Origin of the sequence: Mailhella massiliensis (assembly GCF_020741395.1) — a bacterium.
In the GTDB taxonomy this organism is placed as follows: Bacteria; Desulfobacterota; Desulfovibrionia; order Desulfovibrionales; family Desulfovibrionaceae; genus Mailhella; species Mailhella massiliensis_A.
In genome coordinates this window covers 1-9,987 of the sequence record NZ_DYZA01000060.1, presented here as the reverse complement: position 1 = coordinate 9,987, position 9,987 = coordinate 1, and the positions used below count along the sequence as shown (strand labels likewise).

Sequence of the window (9,987 nt, the reverse complement as noted above, 5' to 3'; positions counted from 1 at the left end):
TTTAACACAACTTCCGTGCTATGGGTACCTATCAAGGTACACAACAACGCACTACGACGGACGCACTTTAGATAAAAAAATGAGTCCTTTCGGATAATTACATATCCAAAAGGACTCAAAAAAATTTTGTTGTGGCGGAGAGAGAGGGATTTGAACCCTCGATACAGGTTTATGCCCGTATACTCGCTTAGCAGGCGAGCTCCTTCGGCCGACTCGGACATCTCTCCGCGCAATGAAGCGCATTGTGATACGCAACGGGGAAATAGCTACACTAAGCGCCATGGCTTGTCAAGCCCTGCGCAAAGGGAAATTTTACCTGTCAGCGCATGTACAGGGTGCTCATGTCGATGATGCCGTGCACGCCGTCGGCATAGAAGGCGGTACGCAGGCCGAAAATGCTGACAAAGGCTACAATGGCCTGCACGGGCAGGGTGATGCGTCCCATGTGCGAGAGGCCGAGAACCACGCCGCTGAAAATGACGCCCATCCAGTAGAGCTGCGTCTGCATCCAGATGATTGCGGATTTTCTCATGAACGGATCTTCCCAGGCCATGCAGGGCGCAATGGCAGTGATGATGAGCATGATCCACAGGCAGATGCGCAGGGGCATGTAGAAGCGGCCGTAGCGCACGGAGGCGTCTTCCGCTTCGCCCAGCTGCTTAAGCTGGGAGAATGAGGCGCCGAGAATGATGGTGCAGAGCGGGAAAAGCACGAGCGGGAACATGCCCGACAGGCTCCATACCTCGCCGGGAACGGCAGCTGCGGCCTGGGCCATGACGCAGCACGCACCGGCAAGCCAGGCAGCAAGGCCGCAGGGCGCGCAGCCGCGGGAGGCTCCCACGGAGGCGAGGGCCAGGATCAGGCAGCCGGCCTGGGCTATGAGCATGGCCCCGGAGGCAAGACCGCTGAAGTTGATCAGGCTTGCAATCAGGGCCAGGGCCGCACTTACGGCGGAAAACTGCCGTCCTCGTGAAGAGGACGCCGCGTCTCGGCGGTCTTTCCACCAGGAAAAGAAGGCCACCCCTGCCCCGAGTTGGGAAAAGACGGTGAAGAACACTAAAGGCCAGTTGGTAATCATGACAACCCCCGAAGAATATTTAAATAAGGTATGGTAAAAAGAAGGATGCGCCCAGAGGCGTGGCCCTGATAAAAATGATTTTTGCTCTCCACGTCAAGCCGTAGGGCGGCGGAACCTGTGAGAGAAGTGTATTTTTACGGAAAATCCACCCCAAAAAGCTGTTGCTTCTGGAGAAGTGAGGCTAAGCGCATGACAAAAATTTTTCAAAGTACAGGCGTTCTTTTTATACCGTGAAGGATTATGCCCTTATATTTCTGTTATATAAGAAGTGTGCTTTTCCTTGAAATGAATATTTTTCTCTTTATATATTGTGGAATAGTTTATTTTCACGATATAATATTTTTGTTCTCATGATAAGAAAAATTTCCGTACCTCAGATTACCTTTTTTAGGATGTTTACTTTTTCAAGGAGCACAGAGCTCTGTGCGGGAAGCAGATCCGTATGCCGTTCTGCCGCGCGGGGCAGGCGGGAGATTGCAACACGGGAAGTTTTTCTTCCGGCTCCCATGCGCATGAGCGGCGGCAAGCAGAAGCTGTTCCCTTATGGGGCGCAGGGCCCTCCCGCCGCAGAAAGAGGCGGGAAGGCTTCGGAAGTTCCGGGAAAATATCCGGCGTAGGGGAAAGGCCTTACTTCAGGGGAAGGCGCGGGCTTTCCGTATCGCGGCTGTGCGCATCGGCTTTTCTGCCGGGGAAGCGCTGCATAAGGCCGATGAGTTGCCCGGAGAGGACGACGGTGAGAAGGGAATAGCCTATGCGCTCGAGCGGAATGTAGGAAAGTGAGAGGGCAAGGACGATGAGGTCGCTCATAAGGTAGGGCCAGCGGATATTCCAGCCTGTAAGGTGGGATATGCTCATGGCAAGGGCATCGTCGCCGCCGGGAGCTCCCCCGGCGCGGACACAGAGGCCCACGCCCACGCCCACAAAGAGGGCCCCCAGAACGGCGGCCGCGAGCGGCTGCGCGGCAAGGCCCGGCCACAGGGGGGGGAAACGCTCGAACAGGGCATAGAACAGCGAAAAACCGCCGCCCGCCACAAGGGAATAAAGCACGAAATCCCTGCCCATGAGTTTCCATCCCAGAAGGTAGCATGCCGCGTTCATGACAAGGCCGGACCAGGCGGGGGAAATCTGAAACCAGTGCTGGAGAAGCAGGGTCGCCCCCAGAATACCGCCTTCCGTGACGCCGGAAAGGGAATGGACATGGTAGAGGCCGAAAGACAATATGGCGCTGCCTGCGATATTCATGAGGCATTGCCGGAGAGAGGGAAGCAAAGGCATGGCGGTGCTCCTTATGTCGGGAGGAAAGGCGGCAATGAAAACGCCGGGGGACGCTTGTGCCTGCAGAAGGGAGTCGGCTGGAGCCTGAAAGGGGAAGCGCAGAAAAAGAAAATATAAAAGGCGCAGGAAAGGCATGGCCGCAAGAGCACGGAGCCTTCGTCCGGAAAAGGAGGCCTGCACAAAGGGAGGAAAAAAGGCGGGCGTTTCGCTTCAGGCCGGATGCGGGAGCGGTTCTTTAGAGATGACTGCGCCAGTGGCGTTCCGCCATGCCTGCAAAGGAGAGGCGGAAAAAGGCATATTGATGAAGTCGCATAGCGGCATCATAGAGCGGGCGGAGCCTTTAGGCAAGCCTGGGCATAGGGCGGGTGCGCAAACTCTCATGCCGTGCGCCTTGCGTGCGGGGCGTCTTGCTGCTATCACTGTCGCAATGTCATGTTTCCCCGCTGAAGGGGAGCTTTTTTCGTATCTTCCGTCCATCATGCATGCCTGTTGAACATGGATAAAGAATCGCTGTTCCATAACATGGAAGAGGGCGCGGGACTGTCCGTCTGCCGTGCGGGTTCGGCCACCATGGCCCGCCTTGCCGTAGAGGCCGTGCGGGCCGGACGCCGTGCGGCCATAGCCGTGCGCAGCCGCGATGCACTCGCCGTCATGCGCGGCCTGACCACGCTGTTTACGCCTGAGCTTTCCGTAGGGCGAGTCGCTTCCTCTTCGCAGTCCTCCGACAACGCCCCTTCTCCGCTCTGGGAACGGCCGTGGGTTTTTCTGCCTCCTTTCAGTGTGCGCTCTCTCAGTCGGGAAGGCTGGGCCGAGCGCATGAGCGTTCTCTATGCCCTGCGTACCGGTACGCCGAAAGGCGTGGTATTCACGCTGGACAACATGATTCCTCTCCTGCCGCCCCCGGATTTTCTGGACGCCAGAGCCATGACCGTACGCATCGGGGAAGATATCGCTCCCGAGCTGCTCATGCAGCAGCTTGTGGAGTGGGGTTATCAGCGCGTCCCCATGGTGGCCCATGCCGGCGACATGGCGCGGCGCGGTGACATTCTGGACGTGCTTCCCCCGGGTTATGAAAAGCCCCTGCGTCTGGAATTTTTCGGCGATACCGTTGACGAAATGCGCGTGTTCGACTTTGTCAGCCAGCGTTCTGTGGGCGGGCTGGAAGAAGCGACGTTTTTGCCCGTCACGCCCTTCGGCTCCGGCGAGGTGTGGAAGAAGGACGTGCGCGGCTACTGGAAGACCCTTCTCAGGCAGAAAAGCATCAGCGAAGCGTCGCGCCTTTCCCTGGAGCATGCGCTGGAGCAGGAGGATATGCGCCTTCTGCCCGGCTGTGTGTACGCGGCTCCGACCACGCTGGATGATTGGTTCGCACCGGATATGTACTGCTTCCTGCCCGGCCGCCATGAACTCAGGGAGGAGCTGGACGAGGCCGAGAGGCGGTGGCGCGAGCATTTCCGCGTGCAGTCGGAAGAAACCAGCCTTATGCAGCCCGCGTACCTTGCCCTGCGCGATGCGGACGGGGCGCAGAAAGCCTTTGAGAGCCGTCCCCGCCTGTACTGCGAACCGCTGACCATGGGGACGGAACAGACCGGGACGGATCTTCTGGAGAGGACGCTGCATGGCTTTGCCGACCTTTTCCCCGGCCAGACGGAACAGGACAGGCCCTGGCAGCAGCTTTCCGCCGGGCTGAAGAGCTGGGTGGCCTCGCACAGGCAGGTGGTGCTGGCCTTTGCTTCCGAGCGGGGGCGGCGGAAGTTCCTCAAGCTGGCCGAGCAGGACGGTATACTTCCTTCCCTCCGCTACGACCCGGAGGGGCGGGGCCTTTACGCCGTGGTGGCTCCGTACAGACAGGGCGCGGAGCTTGTCTGGGACGGGGCGCTCATCCTCGGCGAAGAGCTGCTTCAGCCCAGGGCGGAAACGTCCCGCAGGGTGGCTTCCGGCGCTTTCCGAGGGCTGGACAGGTACGATGACCTGCGCGTGGGCGACCTTCTGGTGCACCGCGATTACGGCGTAGGGCGCTTCGGCGGCCTGCACCGCATGAGCCCGGGCGCAAGCGGTGTGGACAACGATTATCTCCTTCTGGAATACGCCGAGGGTGCACGGCTCTACCTGCCTGTGGACAGGCTTTCCGTGGTGCAGAAGTTCAAGGCCGACGGCCCGCCTCCCGCGCTGGACCGCCTCGGCGGAAGCTCCTGGACAACGAGCCGCGAAAAGGCGCGCAAGGCCGTGGAAAAGGTGGCGGCCGACCTCATGCAGATGTACGCGTGGCGCAAGGTGGCCAAGGGTTTTTCCTATTCCCCCGTAGGGGAAATGTACCATGAGTTCGAGGCCACTTTCGGCTTTGAGGAAACGCCGGATCAGGCCCGTGCCATACAGGAAGTGTTTGAGGACATGGACAGGCCCGTGCCCATGGATCGCCTCGTCTGCGGTGATGTGGGCTTCGGCAAGACGGAGGTTGCCCTGCGCGCGGCCTTCCGCGCGGCCTGCGACGGGCGGCAGGTGGCGCTTCTGTGCCCCACCACTGTGCTTGCCGAACAGCATTACCAGACCTTCCGTTCCCGCATGGCGGGCTTTCCCGTCAACGTGGGGCTGCTCAGCCGTTTTGTCCCGAGGGCAAGGCAGACGGAAACCCTGAAAGCCGCCGCTCAGGGGCAGATAGATATTCTCATAGGTACCCATCGCCTGCTTTCCAAAGACGTGGAACTTCCCAACCTCGGTCTTCTCATTCTCGACGAAGAGCAGCGCTTCGGTGTGCGTCACAAGGAAAAATTGAAGGAGATGCGCAGGAATGTGGATGCCCTTACCCTGACGGCCACACCCATTCCGCGCACGTTGCAGCTTTCCATGTCGGGTATACGCGAGCTTTCCGTGCTGGAAACTGCGCCTGCGGAAAGAAAGCCCGTGGCCACGGCCCTCATCGACAGGGACAGGGGAGCGCTCAAGCAGGTGATGGAACGTGAGCTTGCCCGGCAGGGGCAGGTGTTTTTCGTACACAACAGGGTGCAGACGCTCCCCCGGGCGGCCGCCATGGTCCGGGAACTTGTGCCCGAGGCCCGCGTGGGCATGGCTCATGGGCAGATGGCGGAAAAGGAACTTGAGGAGACCATGCACAAGTTCTGGCACGGGGAGCTGGACATACTGGTGTGTACGGCCATTGTGGAATCGGGACTGGATTTCCCCCGCGCCAATACGCTCATTGTGGATCAGGCCCAGATGTTCGGCCTGGGGCAGCTCTATCAGCTTCGGGGCAGGGTGGGGCGCTCTGACAGGCAGGCCTATGCTGTGTTCGTCGTTTCGGACGTGGAACACCTGCCCGCTCTGGCACGGGAGAGGCTGCGCATTATTCTGGAGATGGATTATCTCGGTGCGGGCTTTCAGGTTGCCATGGAAGATTTGCGCCTGCGCGGCGCGGGCAATATACTCGGGGAGGCGCAGTCCGGCCACATGGCCCGCGTGGGGCTTGACCTTTACCTCGAAATGCTGGAAGACGCCGTGGCGCGCCTCAAGGGCGAGGAAGAGCTTCTGCGCACGGAAACGGAAATCAATCTCGGCCTGCCCGCCCATATTCCCGACTCCTATATTGAAGATGCCCATGAGCGCCTGAAATATTACAAGATGCTATCTTCCGCCACGGACGGCGCGGCGCGGGAGAATGTGGAGATGGAGATACGCGACCGCTTCGGCCCCTTCCCCGAGGCGCTGGAAACATTCCTTTCCGTGCTGGTCTTCAAGGCCCGGGTGAACGAGCTCGGCGTGGCCAGGGCGGACCTGTGGGCCGACCGCGTACGCGTCACCTGGGCCGAGGGGCAGAAGCGCGTGCGGCCGGAGGACATAGTGCGTCTTGTCATGGCGCACAGGGACCGTATCAGGCTTCAGCCTCCGGCCACCCTGGAGCTTTCCCTTGCCGAAGGGGATTCCCCAGCCCGAAGGCTGGATGAGGCGCTCTCCCTTCTGGAAGAGTTGAACACGGAACGGGAGGGTCCGGCCGTACGAGCCGGGATCTCGGGGAGCCCGGCGGGGAAATCTGACCCCGGGCACGTTGCCAGTGTGAAAAAAACAGGCTATAAGCAAACATCGTAACGAATATCAGGAGTGTGCTCTCTTGCGTACCCTTTTCATATCTCTGGCCTGCGTGGCCTCTCTTCTGTCCGCGCAGCCTGTTCTGTCGGCTCCCGTGTCCCGCATCGTCGCGGTCGTCAACGGCGATATGATCACCTCCCGCGAGCTGGATAAGGCCGTTCAGCTGGAACTTGCCGCACAGAAGGTCGACTCCGCGAAAAATCCTCAGATGGCGGCTGAGGTGAGAAAGGCCGTGCTCGACAGCATGATCAACAATAAGATACTCCTTCAGGAAGCTGAGAAGGAGAAGATTTCGGTTTCCGATGATGAGGTGAGCGCCGCCCTCGATCAGATCATCAAGGACAGCCGGCTGGAACGCGATGTCTTTTTCAAGCAGATGGCCAAGGACGGCGTGACGGAAAAGGCATTCCGTGAAAACCTTTATGTGCAGCTTGTTTCCCAGCGCCTTATGGCCCGCAACGTGGTCAGCAAGGTCGTCGTCACAGAAGGGGAAATCAACGACTATTATCGGAAGAACGTAGCCGGTTTTGCAAGCGGGCGCGCTCGTGTGGGCATGCTTGTCTACCCTGCGGACGTGGACGCGGAAAAGTGGGCGCGCGATATTGCTTCGGGCAAGGTATCCTTCCATGACGCCGCCCGCAAGGTGTCCATCGGTCCCAACGCCGAGGGCGGCGGCGACCTTGGATTCATGGCGCTTTCCGACATGGCTCCGGGCATGCTGGAGCAGATTTCGCGCCTGAAGAAGGGGGAGGTTTCTCCCCTGCTCAATATGAACGCCACCAGGGTTCAGATCGCCCTGCTTGACTTTGAGGAAGCGGAAAACACGGATCAGAGCGATGCCGTTCCCGATCCCGATACTGCCAGGCGTATAGAACAGATTCTGCGCCAGCCCCGCCTGCAGGAACGCTTCCAGCAGTATACCGCTCAGCTTCGCGACAAGGCGCTCATCGATATCCGCAACTGAGGCGCGCTATGACTCTGGCAGAACTGGGAGCAAGGCTCCGTGAGGCCCGTGAGGGCCGCGATATGACAGTGGCCGATGTGGCCGACAGGCTCAAGATTCCTACGCGCATACTTCAGGGCATAGAGGAAGGTTCCGACCGTGTGCCCCGTACCGTGTATGTGCATCACTTCATTAAAGAATACGCTCTCCTGGTGGGCTTTTCCCAGCAGGAGGTGGCGGAATGGCTCAGCGGGCTTGAGGGCTTTGAGAATATTTCCCGCCCCGTGATCGCGGAAAACACCACCTATACCTCGGTAAAGCCCAGCATGCTGCCCGTGATTCTCGGCGGAGTGCTCAAGGCCGTGCTTTTGCTGGCTCTGGCCAGCGGGGCGTATATGGCCTACCTGCATTTTTTTGCCGGCAGGGATTACGAGAGCCCTTCGGTCATGTCCGGAGAGCAGTCCTCTTCCGAAGCCCCGGTTCCCACCTGGGGGAATGCGGCTCCGGCCACGGAGCCTGTGCCTCCTGCCCCGGCTGTGACGCAGCCTGAGGCCAATGTGACGCAGCCTGAGGCCGGTGCGGAGCAGGGCGGGCCTTCGCCGGAAGCTTCTGCAGGAGCTGCGGAGCAGCCGGAAGCGGCGGAAACGCCTGCCGTTACGCAGGCCGTGGAGCCTTCTTCCGTGCCGGAAAGCCCGGCATCGGAAGAAGCCGTGGCCCTGCCTGCCGGGATGCATCAGGTGGAAGTCATCGCCGACACCGGAGATTGCTGGATGGGCTTTGAGCCGGACGGCAAAAAGCAGCAGCGCACTCTGCGCAAGGGCGATACCTTTTCCATGACGTTCCGCGACTCTCTGGTGATCCGTCTCGGCAACGCCAGGGCCGTGCGAGTGGTGTACGACGGCAAGGAGCTGGACCGTTCGACCTCTCCGCGCGTGGTGACTATGAGTTTTCCCCCGGCAGAGTAGCCCGGCCCGTGCCTTTTGGCTGACGCGAAGGACGGGCCGACCGGGCGTTTTTTCAGGTGATTGCGCCGGGGAAAGGCGTGCAGGCGGCACGATCCGCCTTGCGGGTCGAAGCGTTTTCATACCGAGATTGACGCGTCATTCATGGTGGGGGACAGGGCTTTTTTATGCAGTGGACGGACGACGCCCTGGTGCTTCGTATCGGAAAATTTCGGGAGGCGGATCTGTGGGTTCGCCTTCTTGCGCGTGAGAAGGGGCTTGTCACGGCCTTTGCTTTCGGCGGCAGCCGGAGCCGAAGGCGCTTCACCGGATGCCTCGACGTTTATAACCGCATCCGGGCAAGCGCCGCCTATTCGCGTGACGGGCGTTTTCTCAATTTACAGGAAGCCACGCTTCTGGCAGGGCCGGAACGCCTGCGCCGCGACTGGCGGAGGCAGGGCATGGCGGCCAACTGTGTCTGTTTTCTGGAAGCCATGGGCGTTCCTCCCGATAATGCGCAGGCAGGTTATGCGCTCATGCACGGCATGTTTCAGCTTTTGGAAGAGGAAGCGGTGCTTTCGCCCGTCATGCCGGTGCTCTTCCGATTCCGTCTTGCGGCAGAGCAGGGCTATGCCCCGGAGCTCAAGGTCTGTGCCCGGTGCGGGCGCGCCCTGAGCGGTGTGGAGCAGGCGCATTTTCTGGTGGGGGAAGGCGCCGTATGCTGCCCTTCCTGCCGTCGCCCCGGCGACATGAGCCTTTTCCTCGGGCAGGAAGCTCTTGACGTACTGGGGAAAGTGAAGGAATACTCACCGCAGTCATGGGGCAGGCTGGATCCTTCACCGGAGGGTGCAAGGCAGGCCGCGCGCCTGATCGACGCTTTTGTGCGATATCATCTCGGTCTTGAATGGGCCAACGGCCGGTTCAAGGCCATGTAGCGGCGCGGCAGGGCAGGCTTTTTGCGCGGGTCTGCGGCGCGGAGGCAAGCAAGGCCAATGGCTCCATTGGCGAATTTCAGGAGTGATACATGAATTTTCAGGATGTTATTCTGACATTGCAGGATTACTGGGCCAGGCAGGGATGCGCCGTGGTGCAGCCTGTGGACCTGGAATGTGGTGCGGGCACGTTCAACCCCTCCACCTTCCTGCGCGTTATCGGCCCCGAGCCCTGGAAGGCCGCCTATGTGGAACCTTCCCGCCGCCCCACCGACGGCCGCTACGGCGACAACCCCAATCGCCTTCAGCACTATTTCCAGTTCCAGGTCATCATGAAGCCCGCTCCGGCAGATCCGCAGCAGCTTTATCTCGACAGTTTGAAGGCTCTCGGTATAGACCCGGCAAAGCACGATATCCGTTTTGTGGAAGACGACTGGGAATCCCCCACGCTGGGCGCGTGGGGACTCGGCTGGGAAGTGTGGCTCAACGGCATGGAAGTCTCGCAGTTCACCTATTTCCAGCAGGTGGGCGGCATAGACCTTTCTCCGGCCAGCGTGGAGCTCACCTACGGGCTTGAGCGCCTCACCATGTATCTGCAGGGCGTGGAATCCGTCTATGACATCAAGTGGAACGATTCCATCACCTACGGGGACGTGTATCATCAGAACGAATACGAGCAGTCCTGCTACAACTTCGACCAGAGCGATGCAGCCATGCTGCTGCAGCACTTCAACGACT

At 60.1% G+C, this 9,987-nt stretch carries 7 protein-coding genes and 1 tRNA gene; 5 read left to right on the top strand and 3 right to left on the bottom strand.

The window, feature by feature from the left end; all coding sequences use genetic code 11:
- Positions 1 to 132 precede the first annotated feature (132 nt).
- The 3 genes from K8W16_RS03245 to K8W16_RS03235 form a co-directional block, all read right to left on the bottom strand.
- Positions 133 to 227, bottom strand: a tRNA-Ser gene (locus K8W16_RS03245).
- Positions 228 to 319: 92 nt separating this feature from the next.
- Positions 320 to 1,078, bottom strand: coding sequence for a hypothetical protein (locus K8W16_RS03240; RefSeq protein ID WP_304121112.1), 759 nt, complete (start codon positions 1,076 to 1,078; stop codon positions 320 to 322).
- Positions 1,079 to 1,705: 627 nt separating this feature from the next.
- Positions 1,706 to 2,353, bottom strand: coding sequence for a YitT family protein (locus K8W16_RS03235; RefSeq protein ID WP_304121110.1), 648 nt, complete (start codon positions 2,351 to 2,353; stop codon positions 1,706 to 1,708).
- Between the two features lie 495 nt (positions 2,354 to 2,848).
- Between K8W16_RS03235 and mfd the strand changes: the two genes are divergently transcribed.
- The 5 genes from mfd to K8W16_RS03210 all read left to right on the top strand — a co-directional run.
- Positions 2,849 to 6,433 carry a transcription-repair coupling factor gene (mfd, locus tag K8W16_RS03230; RefSeq protein WP_304121108.1) on the top strand — a complete coding sequence of 1,195 codons (3,585 nt, stop codon included), beginning with the start codon at positions 2,849 to 2,851 and terminating at the stop codon, positions 6,431 to 6,433.
- A 22-nt stretch (positions 6,434 to 6,455) separates the two neighbouring features.
- Positions 6,456 to 7,397, top strand: coding sequence for a SurA N-terminal domain-containing protein (locus K8W16_RS03225; protein ID WP_304121106.1), 942 nt, complete (start codon positions 6,456 to 6,458; stop codon positions 7,395 to 7,397).
- An 8-nt stretch (positions 7,398 to 7,405) separates the two neighbouring features.
- Entirely contained in the window at positions 7,406 to 8,341 is a 936-nt protein-coding gene (locus K8W16_RS03220) for a RodZ domain-containing protein (RefSeq protein WP_304121104.1), read from the top strand.
- 164 nt (positions 8,342 to 8,505) lie between these two features.
- Positions 8,506 to 9,252 (top strand): DNA repair protein RecO, encoded by a 747-nt coding sequence (gene recO / locus K8W16_RS03215; protein ID WP_304121102.1) that lies wholly within the window; start codon positions 8,506 to 8,508, stop codon positions 9,250 to 9,252.
- An 89-nt stretch (positions 9,253 to 9,341) separates the two neighbouring features.
- Positions 9,342 to 9,987 (top strand): glycine--tRNA ligase subunit alpha (locus K8W16_RS03210; protein ID WP_304121100.1); only part of this gene is annotated, 646 nt, incomplete at its 3' end.